The sequence below is a fragment of the Thioalkalivibrio sp. ALMg13-2 genome, assembly GCF_000381185.1.
GTDB classification, from domain to species: domain Bacteria; phylum Pseudomonadota; class Gammaproteobacteria; order Ectothiorhodospirales; family Ectothiorhodospiraceae; genus Thioalkalivibrio; species Thioalkalivibrio versutus.
In genome coordinates, this window is sequence record NZ_KB906111.1 from 51,771 (window position 1) to 67,072 (window position 15,302).

The 15,302-nt window shown below is 65.7% G+C and carries 11 protein-coding genes; 3 read left to right on the plus strand and 8 right to left on the minus strand.

The features are described 5' to 3' along the window. Positions 1–3: 3 nt before the first annotated feature. From malQ to glgC, 3 genes are read right to left on the minus strand one after another with little or no spacing between them, the layout of a single operon-like run. Complete coding sequence (gene malQ, locus F618_RS0109155) at positions 4–1,479, minus strand: 4-alpha-glucanotransferase (RefSeq protein ID WP_019568386.1); 1,476 nt, start codon at positions 1,477–1,479, stop codon at positions 4–6. A gap of 3 nt (positions 1,480–1,482) precedes the next feature. Next, a complete protein-coding gene (locus F618_RS0109160) occupies positions 1,483–3,231 on the minus strand; it encodes a glycoside hydrolase family 57 protein (protein ID WP_019568387.1) in 1,749 nt (582 codons plus the stop codon). After that, positions 3,221–4,486, minus strand: a complete 1,266-nt coding sequence (glgC, locus tag F618_RS0109165) for a glucose-1-phosphate adenylyltransferase (protein WP_019568388.1) — start codon at positions 4,484–4,486, stop codon at positions 3,221–3,223. The genes F618_RS0109160 and glgC overlap by 11 nt, the downstream gene beginning before the upstream one ends. Before the next feature lie 88 nt (positions 4,487–4,574). Here glgC and glgB point away from each other — a divergent pair, with 88 nt between their 5' ends. Together glgB and F618_RS0109180 are read left to right on the plus strand one after the other, a co-directional pair. Further along, on the plus strand, positions 4,575–6,788 hold the full coding sequence (glgB, locus tag F618_RS0109175) for a 1,4-alpha-glucan branching protein GlgB (RefSeq protein WP_081620878.1): 2,214 nt from the start codon (positions 4,575–4,577) through the stop codon (positions 6,786–6,788). A gap of 293 nt (positions 6,789–7,081) precedes the next feature. Further along, positions 7,082–7,552 (plus strand): PepSY domain-containing protein, encoded by a 471-nt coding sequence (locus tag F618_RS0109180; protein WP_018937774.1) that lies wholly within the window; start codon positions 7,082–7,084, stop codon positions 7,550–7,552. Positions 7,553–7,620: 68 nt separating this feature from the next. Here the strand turns inward: F618_RS0109180 and lysS are convergent, their stop codons facing one another. The 4 genes from lysS to F618_RS0109200 all read right to left on the minus strand — a co-directional run bounded on the left by lysS (position 7,621) and on the right by F618_RS0109200 (position 11,745). Next, a complete protein-coding gene (gene lysS / locus F618_RS0109185; protein WP_019563495.1) occupies positions 7,621–9,111 on the minus strand; it encodes a lysine--tRNA ligase in 1,491 nt (496 codons plus the stop codon). A 24-nt stretch (positions 9,112–9,135) separates the two neighbouring features. After that, a protein-coding gene (gene prfB / locus F618_RS0109190) for a peptide chain release factor 2 (protein ID WP_155984856.1) occupies positions 9,136–10,234 on the minus strand; the annotation gives its coding sequence in 2 pieces (ribosomal slippage) (positions 9,136–10,161 and positions 10,163–10,234; 1,098 coding nt in all). 87 nt (positions 10,235–10,321) lie between these two features. Further along, complete coding sequence (locus F618_RS0109195; RefSeq protein ID WP_019568391.1) at positions 10,322–11,110, minus strand: hypothetical protein; 789 nt, start codon at positions 11,108–11,110, stop codon at positions 10,322–10,324. A gap of 170 nt (positions 11,111–11,280) precedes the next feature. After that, entirely contained in the window at positions 11,281–11,745 is a 465-nt protein-coding gene (locus tag F618_RS0109200; RefSeq protein ID WP_018145887.1) for a phosphate-starvation-inducible protein PsiE, read from the minus strand. Positions 11,746–11,860: 115 nt separating this feature from the next. On the opposite strand from F618_RS0109200, the gene F618_RS0109205 reads away from it, so the two are divergent. Then, on the plus strand, positions 11,861–13,414 hold the full coding sequence (locus F618_RS0109205; RefSeq protein WP_019568392.1) for a DUF255 domain-containing protein: 1,554 nt from the start codon (positions 11,861–11,863) through the stop codon (positions 13,412–13,414). A 103-nt stretch (positions 13,415–13,517) separates the two neighbouring features. On the opposite strand, the gene F618_RS0109210 is transcribed toward F618_RS0109205, so the two are convergent. Beyond that, positions 13,518–14,747 carry a methyl-accepting chemotaxis protein gene (locus tag F618_RS0109210; RefSeq protein WP_019568393.1) on the minus strand — a complete coding sequence of 410 codons (1,230 nt, stop codon included), beginning with the start codon at positions 14,745–14,747 and terminating at the stop codon, positions 13,518–13,520. Between the last annotated feature and the right edge of the window lie 555 nt (positions 14,748–15,302).

Genomic DNA, 15,302 nt, shown 5'->3' on the forward strand with positions numbered 1-15,302 from the left:
CCGTCAGTCGAGGCGACCCGTCTCCTGCGCCAGCGCACGCAGCGCCTCGGTCTGTCCATCGGGCAGCTGGTTCCAGCCAAAGCGCCAGCTCCAGTTGCCGTTACCGACTGTGCCGGGGGTGTTCATGCGCGCCTCCGATCCCAGGTGCAGGGCGTCCTGCATCGGCAGGATCGCAAGCTGGGCCGGTGAACGACAGGCCGCACGAATCAGCGGCCAGGGCATCTCCTCGGCCGGGCCCTCATCCAGTGTCCCGATCACATGCTCCTGCATGGCCGGCTCCAGGGAGCGAAACCAGCCCAGCGTGGTGTCGTTGTCATGGGTCCCGGTATACACCGCACTCAGTTCATCGTGATTCGCCGGCAGGTAGGGGTTGTCCTCCCCTCCTTCGAAGGCGAACTGCAGGATGCGCATGCCCGGCAGATCGAAACGCAGGCGCAGTTCGGTGACCTCCGGCGTGATCACGCCCAGATCCTCCGCCAGCAGCGGCAACACACCCAAACGAGCCTGCAATTGCTCGAAGAAGTCGGCACCCGGCCCCGGCACCCAGTGGCCCTGAGTCGCATCCGGCTCGCTTGCCGGGACCGCCCAGCTCGCCTCGAAGCCGCGGAAGTGGTCGATTCGCACGGCATCCACTGTCTCCAGCGTCCAGCGCATGCGCTCCACCCACCAGTCGTATCCGCGCTCGGCAAGACGATCCCAGCGGTAATGCGGATTGCCCCAGCGTTGCCCGGTCTCGGAGAAGTAATCCGGCGGCACGCCGGCCACGGTCTGCGGATGCCCCGTGGCGTCCAGGTCGAACAGGTCGCGGTGGGCCCAGACCTCGGCCGAGTCGTGGGCCACGAAGATCGGCATGTCGCCGAGGATCAGGATGTCCTGCTTGCGTGCATGCTCGCGTACATCCTGCCACTGGTCGAACAGGACGAACTGGGCGAAGCGCACGGCCTCCAAGGCCTGGGCCGCTTCGGCCTCCACGGCCGCCAGGGCGGCCCGATCGCGGTCGCGCAATGCGGCCGGCCATTCCCACCAGGGGCGGCCATCTTCGCGGCCGCAGATGACCACGAAACGGGCAAAATCATCCAGCCAGACCGGACCCTGGGCATCAAGGAAGGCCTGGTAGGCCTGCGCCCAGCCCTCGCCCGCCTGCCCCAGCCGCTCCCGCGCCTGTTTCAGCAGGGTCTCGACCGGCCCGTCGTCCGCATCCAGCCCCGCCCGTGCGGCCAACCGTTGCGGGTCGATCAGGCGCACATCGCCGGCGAAGGCCGAGATACTGGCGTAGGGCGAACCGTCCTCCTGCGGCGGATGCAACGGCAGGATCTGCCACAGGCTGAACCCCGCATCCCGCGCCCAGTCCAGAAACCGGAAGGCCTCCTGCCCGAGCGTCCCCACTGGGCCCGGGCCCGGCAGTGAGACCGGATGCAGCAAAATGCCGGCCCGGCGGCGCTGCATCAGCGGATTACAGTGCTCTTCACCCGCCTCCATGGACTACTGTCCCTTGCGCATGGTGCCGCCAGCGGCGGGATCACCACCCCCGACCGACAGCACCTCGCCCAGTGACTCGGGCACTTCAAGGTCCGCCAGCTGGTACAGCCGTGCCAGGTGACGGCGGTAGAGCTGTTCGAAGTCGCTGACCGACCCGGCCGGGTTGTACTCCCCGAACCACCAGCACCAGTCCGAGCCCTCGCACACCGCCAACTGCTTGCGCAACTGCGGCGTATCCAGCGCAGGGCGCTGCGCGATTGCCTGATCCACGGCCGTCCAGGCCTCGATCAGGCGGTCCCAGCCGAGGTTCTTGTCGGGATCACCGATCCAGGTGGAGAAGGTCCCGTAGACCCAGGACCCGGCCACCATGCCCGGCAGCTCGCCGCGATCCGCGCGCGGCCCGCTGCGCTGGCACACGTCGGAGAAGGTGCACAGGTTCAGTCGCGGGTTTTCCGCCAGGCGCTCATACAACGCCCGCAGGAAATGGAAGCCGTTGTCCGGGTAGTATTCCCAGGCGTTCTCGCCATCCAGGATCACCGCCACCACGCCACCCTCGGGCGAGACCGCGGCAATGTTCTCCAGGTGATGGACGAAATCGCCGACTGCGTCGTCGGCATGCCAGTCGGCATAACGAAAACCGATGGCATCGGACAGCCCGTCATCACGGAAAAACAGCTCGGTTTTGGCGTCCGCCAACCGATAAGGTCGATGCAGCCAGCCCTCCTGTTCCGCCGATCCGGTGTTGGATTCGGCCGTCTGACCGGCTGCGGCCAGGCTGTTACCCAGCACGGTCTGCCCACTGGCCGTCCAGCAGATATCGTAGTCATCCAGCAGGCGCACGGTCGCCTCGCTGATGCCCCCCTCCGACGGCCAGCAGCCACGCGGGCGAAAACCGAAATACTGCTCGAACACCTCCAGCCCACGTTCGATGTGCCAGCGCACGCGGGCCTCGCCATCCGGGTAGACCGGGGCCTGCGGCAGGGCGATATCCGGCATCGCATCGCGAGCGGAATCCAGATCCAGAAGCAACGGCATGATCGGGTGGGCATACGGGGTAAACGACAGCTCCACCCGCCCCTGCTGCGCCAGCTCACGATAGCGTGGCAGGATCGCCTTCACCTCGTCACGGATCAGCTTCAGCAGCCGGCCCCGGACATCACGATTAAAGGCGGTCGTGACTTTCAGCCAGCCCTGCACCTCGGGATAGGCCCGGCGCACGGTTTCGCCCAGCCAGGCCAGGTGGTAGCACGTCGCCAGATCCTGGAAATAGCGGTTATCCAGGTGCGCCAGCAGCACCGGATCCTCCAGCGCCTGGCGCGCCAGGGCCGCCAGGCGCTCGAACAGCGGAAACGGCTCGATCATGCGCGGGGCATGCGCCCGCAGGCACACGCGCAGGATCTCGCGGCGCTGCACCGGGTCCACCGGCACGATGTCCATCTGCAACAGGTCCAGCACCGGATCGCCAAAGCTCGAGCGGTCGCCAATACCGGCCTCCAGCCGCTCGCCGTAATCGGCGATCTGCTCCAGCAGGATCGGGGCGAAGTTCACCACCGCGCGCGCCTGGGGGCAGGCCTCCAGGTGCGCGGCCATGTCGGTGTAGTCCTTCAATGCGTGCAGGTAGGTCCACGGCAACACGTACTCACCCGCGCCCGAGTCGTAGTATTGCGGCTGATGCATGTGCCAGCACAACACCACATCGAGCTGCGGCGGCTGGGTGGCGAGCGCGGTGATACTGCCGGATTCAGCGGACATGATGAGTGGCCTGGCCCAGCATTTCGGGCGTGACCACGCGCACTCCACCCGGAGAGACGAAGTAGTCGCGGGCATCGGCCTCGTCGTCCACCCCGATCTCGGTCCCGTCCGGGACCTTGCAGCCCTTGTCGATCACCGCATTGCGGATCACGCAGTTTTCGCCAATGGTCACGCTCGGCAGAATCACCGAGTCCTCGACCGTGGCGCAGGCGTTCACCTGCACGTTGGAGAACAGCAGCGAGTGGCGCACGGTACTGCCGGAAATGATGCAGCCGCCGGAGACCATGGAGTCGATCGCCATGCCGCGCCGGTCCTCGTCGTCAAACACGAACTTGGCCGGCGGCAGCTGTTCCTGGTAGGTCCAGATCGGCCATTCCGAATCGTACAGGTTCAGTTCCGGGGTCACGCCGATCAGCTCCAGGTTGGCCTGCCAGTACGAGTCGATGGTCCCCACATCACGCCAGTAGCCCTGGCGCACGCCCTGCTCGTCGCGGAACGGGTAGGCCATCACCTGGTTTCGCTCGATGATGCCGGGAATGATGTCCTTGCCGAAATCATGGCTGGAAAAGGTGTCGTCGGCATCCTTGATCAGCTGCTCGAACAGGAAGTCGGTATTGATCACGTAGATCCCCATGGAGGCCAGCGAGTGGGTCTTGCTGCCGGGGATCAGCGCCGGCTCCTCCGGCTTCTCGGCAAACGAGGTAATCCGGCTGGAGGCATCCACGCCCATCACCCCGAAGGCCTTGGCGCGCTCTTGCTCTACCTCCAGGCAGCCCACGGTCATGTCCGCGCCGCTCTCCACGTGGAAGGCGATCATCTGGCCGTAGTCCATCTTGTAGATGTGGTCCCCGGCCAGGATCAGTACGTAGCTCGGATTGTGCTGCCGGATAATGTCGATGTTCTGGTAGACCGCATCGGCCGTTCCCGCATACCAGGAGGTCTCGATGCGCTGTTGCGCCGGCAGCAGCTCGATGAACTCGCCGAATTCCCCGCGCAGGAGGCTCCAGCCGCGCTGCATGTGCTGGATCAGCGAGTGCGCCTTGTACTGGGTCACCACCGCCACCTGACGGATGCCCGAGTTGATGCAGTTGGACAGGGGGAAATCGATAATGCGGAACTTGCCGCCAAAGGGCACGGCCGGCTTGGCCCGCCACAGCGTCAGTTGTTTCAGTCGCGAGCCGCGCCCGCCGGCTAGGATCAGGGCCAGGGTCTCCCGGGTCAGGCGGCTAACGTAGCGTTGCGGTTGCGGAGTCATGCACCCTTCCTTGCTTAGTCGTGTTGTACTAGAGACCGTAAACCCGAATTCCGTCGTTCCACATACGAAATGCGAGTTGGATCCGAGTATGGCAACAGCCCCCGACAAATGCACCCGTTCCGTCGATGACCCGTTAGCACGCCTGACCGAGGCTCGGCTCCATGATCCCCATAGCGTCCTGGGACACCATGCGCTGGATCAACAAACGGTCTGTTACCGTGCCTGGCTGCCGCACGCAAATGAGGCCTCCATCACGCTTTCTGACGACCGGGTACAACCCCTGATGGCGGCACCCGGCTTTCCGGGCTTGTTCCTGTGGCAGGGCGCGGGTGACGAGCTCCCCGCGCACCCGACACTGCACTGGATTCCCGAGGGTGGCACAGAGACATTACACCACGTTGACCCCTGGTCTTTCGCCCCCGATCTGCCGGATTTTGATCGTCACCTGTTCGCCGAGGGGCGCCACTGGCATGCCCACCGCATGCTGGGCGCCCATCCGCTCACCCGCGACGGCATCGACGGCGTGCGCTTTGCCGTCTGGGCCCCCAGCGCCGAGCGTGTCTCGGTCGTGGGTGACTTCAATCGCTGGGACGGCCGCTGCCACCCGATGACGGTCCACTCCGGCAGCGGCATCTGGGAACTGTTCATCCCGGGGCTGGCCACGGAGACGCTGTACAAATTCGAGATCCGCAACCGCGAGCACGGCAGCCTTCACCTGAAGACCGACCCCTATGCTCGCGCCTACCAGGTGCGGCCCGAGACCGCCTCGCGCATCCAGCCCGCCAGCTCCTATGCCTGGGACGACGACCACTGGATGCGCAACCGCGACCCCGAGGCCTGGAAACACCGGCCCATGAGCATCTACGAGGTGCATCTGGGCTCCTGGCAGCGCAGCCCCGAGGGCGAATGGCCCAACTATCGCGAACTGGCCGAGCGCCTGGTGCCCTACGCGCGCGACATGGGCTTCACCCACCTCGAGCTGCTGCCGATCACCGAACACCCGTTCGATGGCTCCTGGGGCTACCAGAGCACGGGCTTTTTCGCCCCCACGTCGCGCTTCGGTGACGCCGACGACTTTCGCTACTTCGTCGACCAGGCCCACCAAGCCGGGCTGGGCGTGCTTCTCGACTGGGTCCCCGGCCACTTCCCGCGCGACGAGTTCGCGCTGGCGCGCTTCGATGGCACCGCGTTGTACGAACATGCCGATCCGCGCATCGGCGAGCATCGCGGCTGGGGCACCTTGATCTTCAACTACTCCCGCCCCGAGGTCCGCAACTTCCTACTCTCCAGCGCCCTGTGCTGGATCGAGGACTTCCACCTCGACGGTCTGCGCGTGGATGCCGTGGCCTCGATGCTCTATCGCGACTACGACCGCGAGGGCGAGGACTGGCTGCCGAACATCCACGGCGGCAACGAGAACCTCGAGGCCATCGACTTCTTGAAGCACCTGAACGAGACGGTCCAGACCAGCCACCCCGGCGTCGCCATGATTGCCGAGGAATCCACCGCCTGGCCGGGTGTCAGCCGCCCGCCGTCGATGGGCGGGCTGGGCTTCACCATGAAGTGGAACATGGGCTGGATGCACGACACCCTCACCTACTTCGGCATGGACCCGATCTACCGCAACCACCACCATGGCCAGCTCACCTTCGGCCAGCTCTACGCCTACAGCGAGAACTTCGTCCTGCCGTTCTCGCACGACGAGGTGGTACACGGAAAACGCAGCCTGCGCGGGCGCATGCCCGGTAACGAGTGGGAGCAACACGCCAACCTGCGCCTGCTCTACAGCTGGCAGTGGCTCTATCCCGGCAAGAAGCTCCTGTTCATGGGACAGGAATTCGGCCAGGGCACCGAATGGTCCGAGGAACGCGAGCTGGACTGGTACGTACTGCAGTACCCCCTGCACCAGGGCCTGCAGAACCTGGTGCGCGACCTGAACGGCGTGTACCGCAAAGACCCGGCCCTGCACGCCCGCGACTTCGAGCCGGACGGCTTCGACTGGCTGGACTGCGACGACGCCGAACACTCCACGATCAGCTTCGTGCGCCGCGATCACCAGGGACGCCAGGTGGTCGTGGTGCTGAACCTGACGCCCATGGAACGCGCGGCTTATCCGGTACCCGCACCGCATGCCGGGCGCTGGCGGGTCACCCTGAACACGGATGCGGAGGTCTACGGCGGAGGCTCACGCGGCCCGGCAGAAGCCTACGCCGAGCCGATCGAACGTCACGGCCATCCCGCCACGCTCTATCTGCACCTCCCGCCGCTCGCGGCACTGCTGCTGGAACCGGTCGGAGACTGACTTCAAGGTGCCTCGTCTACATCGATACCCAAAAGAGATCGAGTGGACGAGGGTGCCCGTCGCTTTGAATTGGAAGGCTGGAACGCCAACGAGCTCGAGAACGAGAGTTCGCGGGACGCGGAAATCGAGAGCAAACTGAGTATCGAGGGCTTCCCAATCCTGAAACTCAAGCGCGATCGAACCCAGGGAAACGCTGATGAATGTGCATTTTCCCTGACGCGCGCTGGCTGCCTTGCATTCGTAGAACTAAACTCGCCTGTATCGGCCCCAACGCCCTATCAGGTCTCGAACTCATGAATCTTCGCCTTCTCTCGCTTGCCGCTGCCCCGGCCCTCCTTCTTCTTGCCGCGTGTAGCCCGGGTCAGTCCGACACCATCGCGCTCGAGTCGATAGAGGCCATCGTCGACATCGGCCAGGAACACGGTTTCGAGACCTTCGAGGAACTGGAGGCAGAAAGTGACCGGGAATTCGTCCTCAAGGGCTGGGACGACGCACAACTGCGCATGGAGACCCGGTTTAATCTGGATGGTGATCTGCTTCGCGAAGAACGCGTACGCGACCCCGATCACGCGGCGGGCATGACCGCCCAGATGATTCTCCGCTCAGCGGCCGTCGCGCGGGATCACGGCATGCTCCGCTTCAAGGAGATCGAGTTCGAAGACGACGGCGTCATCGAGATCGAGGGCATCACCGAAGACGGCGACGAGCTGAACATCCGACTCGATGGCGAAAATTTTACGCTGCTGTCACTCGAACGCGACTGACGAAACGCTGCCCCCTTCGCCGCCCTCGAACCGACCCCGGTCGGTATGACCGACGCGCGAGGGAGGGTTCAGGCCTCCGGGCGCAGGTGCGGGAACAGCAGCACGTCGCGGATCGAAGCGCTGTTGGTCAGCAGCATCACCAGGCGGTCGATGCCAATGCCCTCCCCGGCGGTCGGCGGCAGGCCGTACTCCAGCGCGCGGATGTAATCGGCATCAAAGTGCATGGCCTCGTCGTCACCGGCGTCCTTCTCCGCGACCTGGGCGCGGAAGCGCTCGGCCTGGTCTTCCGGATCGTTCAGCTCGGAGAAGCCGTTCGCGATCTCGCGCCCGCCGACAAACAACTCGAAGCGATCGGTGACGAACGGGTCATCGTCGTTGCGCCGCGCCAGTGGCGAGACCTCGGTCGGATAGGCGGTAATAAAGGTCGGGTGACGCAGCTGGTTCTCGGCGGTGTACTCGAAGATCTCGGTCCACAGCTTGCCCAGACCGAAGCTAGGCTTGATCGGGATCTCCAGGCGCTCGCAGTGCGCGCGCACCTTCTCGATGTCGTCCAGGTCGGCGTCCGCGATCTCCGCATTGTGGGCCAGGATCGCCTCGCGCACGCTCATGCGGGTGAACGGCTTGCCAAAATCGTAGCTCTCGCCCTGGTACTCAATGGTGGTCGTGCCCAGCACGTCCTCGCACAGCCCACGCAGCAGGGTCTCGGTGCGATCCATCAGCGCGCGGTAGTCCACGAACGCCTCGTAGAACTCGAGCATGGTGAACTCGGGGTTGTGCCGCGTGGACAACCCCTCGTTGCGGAAATTGCGGTTGATCTCGAAGACCTTCTCGAAGCCGCCGACCACCAGGCGCTTGAGATACAGCTCTGGCGCGACGCGCAGGTACAGCGGCATATCCAGCGCGTTGTGGTGGGTGGTGAACGGCCGCGCGGTCGCCCCGCCCGGGATCACCTGCATCATCGGGGTCTCCACCTCGATGAAGTCCTGATCCTCGAAGTACTCGCGGATGTAGCGCACGATCCGGGTACGGGTGCGGAACAGCTCGCGGCTGTCCAGGCTGGTGATCAGGTCCACGTAGCGCTGGCGATACCGCTGTTCCTGATCGGTCAGGCCGTGGAACTTCTCCGGCAGCGGACGCAGGCTCTTGGTCAGCAGACGCAGCTCGTCGAGCTGGACCGTCAATTCCCCAGTTTTGGTCTTGAACAGCGTGCCCTGGCCACCGACGATATCGCCCAGATCCCACTGCTTGAACGCCGGGTACACGCCCTCCGGCAGGCTGTCACGCTGCGCGAACAACTGGATGTCGCCCGACTGATCGCGCAGGCGAATGAAGCTTGCCTTGCCCATCACGCGCTTGCCGACCATGCGCCCGGCGACCGTCACGCGAATCCCCTGGGCCTCCAGCGCCTCGCCTTCGGTTTCGTCGTGCGCGGCGTGCAGCGCACCCGCCAGCGCATCGCGACGGAAATCGTTGGGGAACGCCGGACCGGCCGCGCGCAGCTCGTTCAGCTTGCTGCGGCGCTGTGCGATCAGCTTGTTCTCGTCAGTGGTTTCGGTCATCAGAAATCCATGCAATAGATAGACTTACAAGCCACTCTTGAGACTGGCTTCAATAAAGGGGTCGAGGTCGCCGTCGAGCACACCCTGGGTGTTCCCGACCTCCACGCCGGTGCGCAGATCCTTGATCCGCGACTGATCCAGCACGTAGGAGCGGATCTGGCTGCCCCAGCCGATGTCGGACTTGGTGTCCTCCACCGCCTGCTTCTCGGCATTGCGCTCCTGCAGCTCGCGCTCGTACAGCTTGGCGCGCAGCTGGTTCATCGCCATCTCGCGGTTCTTGTGCTGCGAACGCCCGGCCTGACACGCCGCCACCACTCCGGTTGGGACGTGGGTAATGCGCACCGCCGAGTCGGTGGTGTTCACGTGTTGACCACCGGCGCCGGAGGAGCGATAGGTATCGACCCGCAAATCGGCCGGATTGATCTCGATCTCGAAGTTCTCGTCGATCTCCGGGGAGGCGAACACCGACGCGAACGAGGTATGCCGGCGGTTGCCGGAATCGAACGGCGACTTGCGCACCAGCCGATGCACGCCGGTCTCGGTGCGCAGCCAGCCGAAGGCGTACTCGCCCTGGATGTGCACGGTCGCACTCTTGATCCCGGCGGTCTCGCCCTCGGAGAGCTCGGTGACCTCCGCCTTGAAGCCCTTGTGCTCGGCCCAGCGCAGGTACATGCGCAGCAGGATGTTGGCCCAGTCCTGGGCCTCGGTGCCCCCGGAACCGGCCTGGATATCGAGGTAGGCGTTGGCCTCGTCCATATCGCCGGAGAACATGCGGCGAAACTCCAGGCCCTCGATACGCGCGGTCAGCGCCTCCACATCGGCCTCGACTGACGCCGCCGTCTCCTCGTCGCCATCCGCCTCGGCCATCTCCAGCAGGTCCCGGCTTTCATCCAGCTGGGTGCCGATCTCGCGGATGTTGACCACCACGCCCTCAAGCTGGGCCCGCTCCTTGTTCAGCGCCTGGGCCTGCTCCGGGTCGTTCCAGATATCCGGGTTCTGCTCCAGCTCGCGCTGGACTTCCTCTAGCCGTTCTTCCTTGGCAGGGTAGTCAAAGATACCCCCTAAGGCCTTCCAGGCGGCCTTTCAGGTCATCGATCAGGGAATACAGCGCGTTCAGTTCCATGGCAGTTTCCGTCGGGTGCCGTGGCGCGCACGGCAGGTTCGATCACGTGGCGAGAAAAGCCGGGCAGTATAACACCCGACAGCGGCTTCAGGGCCGGCGGGGACGGCGCCAGAACGCCAGCGCGTCGCGGCGTTCCAGCACCAGGGCGCCGGCGCCCGACCCGGCCGTGGATTGCGGATCAACAAATTCCAGCGCGCCCAGGCCGCCACGGAGCAGAGCCCGCAGCTTCGGTGCCACCACGTCGTCGGCAACCGACTCCAGAAGCTCGAGCCGGCGCTCGAGCGACGGGGCCGCCTCCAGTGCCTCGACGACGACCACGGTATCGCCGGATTCCGCCGGGTCGGCCGCCGGGTCGGCTGCCCAGTCGATGCCGGCACCCCGCGCCAGCCAGTGCGCGACCACACCGCCGCCACACACACGGCCCACACTCGTTGGGCCACCGGGATGCCCGGGCGACCAGGGCCAGAGGCCATGCACGGCCCCACGCCCCTCCCGCTCGCGCGCCAGATTCACCGGGTGCTGGAACCAGGCCATCTGCAAGGCGTTGGCCAGTACCTGCAGGCGCCGAGCTACATCGCCCTGCATCGACGGCGCCACCATGGCGCGCCCCATGCCGATCGACGGTGGCCGGCCCGACGCATCGCCCTCGGCGTCCATCCGCATCTCCCACAAGCCGTCTTCACTCAGCGCCAAGGTCGCCCCGGCCACCTCCAGTTCCGGCTGTGCAGCCGACCACAAGGCCTCGCGCTCGGCCTCCGACACCGGATCCACCGGATAGGCCACCAGGTCCTTCATCCCCGCAGTCAGCTGCACCGGCTGGACCAGCCAGGTTCGCCATCCGGAAGCGGTTGGCCGGTATCCCAGCCGCTCGGCCAACGCGGCCTCCCATCCTGGTGCTTCCGTGCCGCTGACCCCGCTCCGCGCCCGTCCGAGCCAGCGCGCCAGACGTCGCACAGAGAGCGGAGGCGCCCCGGCCACCGTACCCTCGGGCGCTGCCCACAGGCCGGGCAACAGGTGAATCACCCGCCGGCTTGCACCCGGCCGCGTCATCGATCGGACCCGTAGCGCCCCTTCGGCACGTCGCGCTCCTTCGCCGGATCGTCCTCGATCCCCGGCGTCATGCGACCTTCGTCGTCATACGGGAGCCGGACATGCCCGTAGCGAAGCACCAGCACTGCGCCCGCCAGAATCAGGACCCCGGCCGTCACCGCGATCAGCTCCCATACGTCCATGTCCTTCATGTCGATGATCACGTAACGCGCCAGCGCGACGATCGCGATGTAGATCGGCAGGCGCACCGGGAGACGCCCGGAACGCAAGTAGATCCCGACCATCGCCAGCACCTCAAGAAAGATGAACAGCAACAGCAGGTCGGCCAATCCCACCCACATCGCCGAGACCATGGTGGCGATCTCCTGCAGGATCGCGATCACGGTGGCGATGGCGATCACCACCAGCACGGCCACTTCGACATGATGCAGGGCGCGGCGCCCGGCGCGTTCGACGTTCATGCATTCACCACAATTGCCCCAATAAGTCCGGCCATCCTATCACCCGCCCCGGGCACGAACGCTCAATTCTCCCATTGGTCTATACCAATAGACACAACGATCTGAAGCACCCGCCATGACTCGATCCATCGACATCAAGAAGCTGCCCGCCATACGCCGCATCCAGTGGTCCGCCGCATGCGGACTCGGCGCGGGACTCGTCCTGCTGTTGCTCGCGCTGCCGGCCGCCGCGGAGGACTACCCCGCCGATTCCGCGATCTCTTGGCAGGACTGGGACAGCCAGCTTTTCGAGGAATCCGAGGCACGCGAGCGGCCCATCTTCTTTTATTTTCACGGCCAGTGGTGCACCTGGTGCCGCGACTTCCAGGACGAGTCCCTGGAGAACCCCGACGTGGTGGACACCATCGACCAGCACTACATCCCGGTCCTGGTCGATCTGGACGAACGTGCGGATCTGTTCCGGCGCTACGGTGGCCGCGGCCTGCCCTTCGTGGTCATCGTGAATCACGAGGACGAGATGCTGACCCGCTTTACCGGTCACGTGAATGCCCGCGACCTGCAGAACATCCTGGTGGCCCAGCGGGACATGTTCTCGGTCACCGGTCGCGAGATCACGCCGGACGATGCCGCGATCGACGATCTTGAAGCCTTCATGGAGATGCTCGACGAGGTCTACGATGCCCGCGCCGACCGCCTGAGCGGCAGCGCCACCTTCGGCACCCTCAGCAAGCGCCCGCAGCCCTGGACCTATCGCTTCCTGCTCACCGCCGAAGGGTGGCGGGATCGCATGCCCGGGCTCCTCGACCAGATCGCGGAGGACCTCTACGACGAGGTCGAAGGCGGCTTCTTCTTCTTTCACGATCCGGACCAGCGCGACCCCGTCCTGGCACTGGAGACCTCCAAGCGCCTGGACCAGAACGCGGCGTTCCTGTGGCTGTTCTCCGAGGCCCATGACACCACCGGCGACGAACGCTACGCCGAGATCGCCCGCGGCATCCGCGACTACCTGCAAGACCACCTGTGGGACAGCCGCCAGCTGCGCTTCGGCAACAGCCAGTACGCCGACCGCGACTACTACCAGCTGGACCCGGAGACGCGCACGCAAACCGACCCGCCGCAGGTCGACCGCAACACCTACGCCGACACCTCGGGCCAGGCGATCGCCGCCCTCGCCAACATGGCGCGAGTGCTGGAAGACAGGGACACACTGGAGTGGGCACACGAGGCCCTTCGGGCGCTGGATCGCTACCTGCAGACCGAACAGGGCTACCTGCACGGCATCACCGCGGCGGGTCGCCCGGCGATGGAGGGCTACCTGCCATCGCAGATCTGGCCGGAGATCGCCCGCCAGGAGCTGGCGCGCGCCACGGAGGCACTGGACGGCGAGCGACCGGAGATGCCCGACCCGCTCGCGGCACTGGACCGGCTGGAACCGTTCTTCAACGAGGAGCTGGGCGCCCACGCCGAGCGGATCGGCACCGACCTGGAACCCTGGTCGGAGACCCGCACCCAGGCGGCGCTGGCCTGGTGGCTCTACCGTCTGCCGGGCACCGCCATCGAAGAATCCCACATCGATCGAAACATGGTGCGCGAACGCCTGCGCATCGAGCCCGGTGCCGACCCCGACGACGTCGCTCTGGGCTTCGACGCCCTGCGCCGGGGCTTCTGAAGCCCCGTTGCAAGGCCTTGCGGTCGCTTATCCGGCGTCACAACACACCACCCCCGGTTTCCCAGGATGGCGAGCCGAACCTGCGCTGCGCCTGGCTCGGCCGTTACGCCTGTTGACGGAACCCCGCAACCTCGCCCTGAAGCTGCTGCGCCAAGGCCTCCAGCGCCTCCACCGCCTGCTGCATCTCGTTCGCCCCGTCGGCGTTGCGCACGGCAATATCGTTGATGTGGTGGATGTTGCGGTTGATCTCTTCCGCCACCTGGCTTTGCTCCTCGGTCGCGCTGGCCACCTGGCGGGTCATGTCGTCGATGGCGGTCACCGAGTCGTGGATGTACTCCAGGGTCTCGCCGGCCTCGCCCGCCTTCGCCACGGAGGTCTCCGCATGCTGCTGGCTGACCTCCATCGCCTGCACCGCACGGGTAGCCCCGCCCTGCAGGCGCTGAATGATCTCGCGGATCTCCCCGGTCGAGTCGTTCGTGCGCTGCGCCAGGTGGCGCACTTCGTCCGCCACCACCGCGAAGCCCCGCCCGGCCTCGCCGGCCCGCGCCGCCTCGATGGCCGCGTTGAGCGCCAGCAGGTTGGTCTTCTCGGCGATCTCCTCGATCACCTGCAGGATCGTGCCGATGTTGTCGCTGTCCCCTTTCAGCTCCACGATCACATTGTTCGCCTGACGAATCTCGCCGGCCAGCGTGTTGATCGCACCCTGGGTCGCCTGCACCACGGTGCGCCCGCCTTCCGCCGCACGCGTCGCCTGCCCCGCGCTCTCGGCCGTGCTCTGCGTGTTGTTGGCGACCTCTTGCACCGTGGCAGACATCTGGTTCATCGCCGTGACCACCTGCTCCACATCACCGCGCTGTTCGTGGGTGGCACGCGTCAGTTCATTGCTGCGCCCATCCAGCTGCCGCGCCGAGGCGGCAATCCCGTCCGCCGCGTCGGCAACCTGGCGAATGAGCCCCGAAAGCCGGCCCATCACCGTGTTGAAGGCCGCGCCGGTGCGCCCGATCTCGTCGTCGGTCGTCACCTCCACTCGGTGCCCGAGATCCGCTCGGCCCTCGCCGATCACCTCCAGCCCCTCGGCCAGGCGCTCCATGGGGCGCGTCAGCACATTGGCGTAGAACCAGCCAATACCCAGCGCCACCACGAACGCGACGATCCACAGCACCCACAGCAGCCACCACAACTGGGTCACCAGCGCCGCGTCCACACCCGCGGCCAGATCACCCTTCATGGTGTGGAAGGTCACGCCGCCCATGATGGACAACGGCACGGTGCTCACCACGATCACCAGGATAATCAGCTTCAGTCGCAGCCCACCCAACGGTCCAATCTTCATCGACGCCCTCCTTTCCGTCCCTTAACGACCAGCCGGTCCCGGTCTTGAGCCCGACACAGTATCCATCCGCCCCGCCCCTATCGTCTTGATCCGGGTCAACCCCAGGTCCCACCACAAGCCAAAAATCGCTCCTGATTAGCAACAATCATCAGCCAGGCCCAATGACCGTGCCGGCCCGGGTTTCCAGCCGCCCCCAGCCTGGTCATCCCGGAAACCGCGTAGCGGTTATCCGGGATCTCTGCGGTTGGGGGTTGCCCCGACGGGGGAGATCCCGGCTCTTCGCTTCGCTCCGGCCGGGATGACCAGGCAGGGGTAAGGCGCTCCGCGATGGTGACATCCCCAACAAGGCCTGGATCCAAGTGCCCCGGGGCGGGCCATGCACGCCCCCCCAAAGGCCCCCCGGCACTGGCTGACTCTTATCGCTAATCAGGAAATCGTCTCACCACGAAGCGCATGAAGACACGAAGAAGATCAAGGGCGATTGCGCCACAGAGGACACGGAGTTCACGGAGAGGATGGAAAGGCTTTCAACTTGAAGCAGGGGGCTCGCTTGGT

What these genes read in the sequence shown, in the direction of transcription:
- F618_RS0109205 (WP_019568392.1), top strand. Translation starts at nt 11,861, where the DNA reads ATGACTCGATCCATCGACATCAAGAAGCTGCCCGCCATACGCCGCATC.
- glgC (WP_019568388.1), bottom strand. Translation starts at nt 4,486, where the DNA reads ATGACTCCGCAACCGCAACGCTACGTTAGCCGCCTGACCCGGGAGACC.
- F618_RS0109210 (WP_019568393.1), bottom strand. Translation starts at nt 14,747, where the DNA reads ATGAAGATTGGACCGTTGGGTGGGCTGCGACTGAAGCTGATTATCCTG.
- glgB (WP_081620878.1), top strand. Translation starts at nt 4,575, where the DNA reads ATGGCAACAGCCCCCGACAAATGCACCCGTTCCGTCGATGACCCGTTA.
- F618_RS0109160 (WP_019568387.1), bottom strand. Translation starts at nt 3,231, where the DNA reads ATGTCCGCTGAATCCGGCAGTATCACCGCGCTCGCCACCCAGCCGCCG.
- malQ (WP_019568386.1), bottom strand. Translation starts at nt 1,479, where the DNA reads ATGGAGGCGGGTGAAGAGCACTGTAATCCGCTGATGCAGCGCCGCCGG.
- F618_RS0109180 (WP_018937774.1), top strand. Translation starts at nt 7,082, where the DNA reads ATGAATCTTCGCCTTCTCTCGCTTGCCGCTGCCCCGGCCCTCCTTCTT.
- F618_RS0109200 (WP_018145887.1), bottom strand. Translation starts at nt 11,745, where the DNA reads ATGAACGTCGAACGCGCCGGGCGCCGCGCCCTGCATCATGTCGAAGTG.
- lysS (WP_019563495.1), bottom strand. Translation starts at nt 9,111, where the DNA reads ATGACCGAAACCACTGACGAGAACAAGCTGATCGCACAGCGCCGCAGC.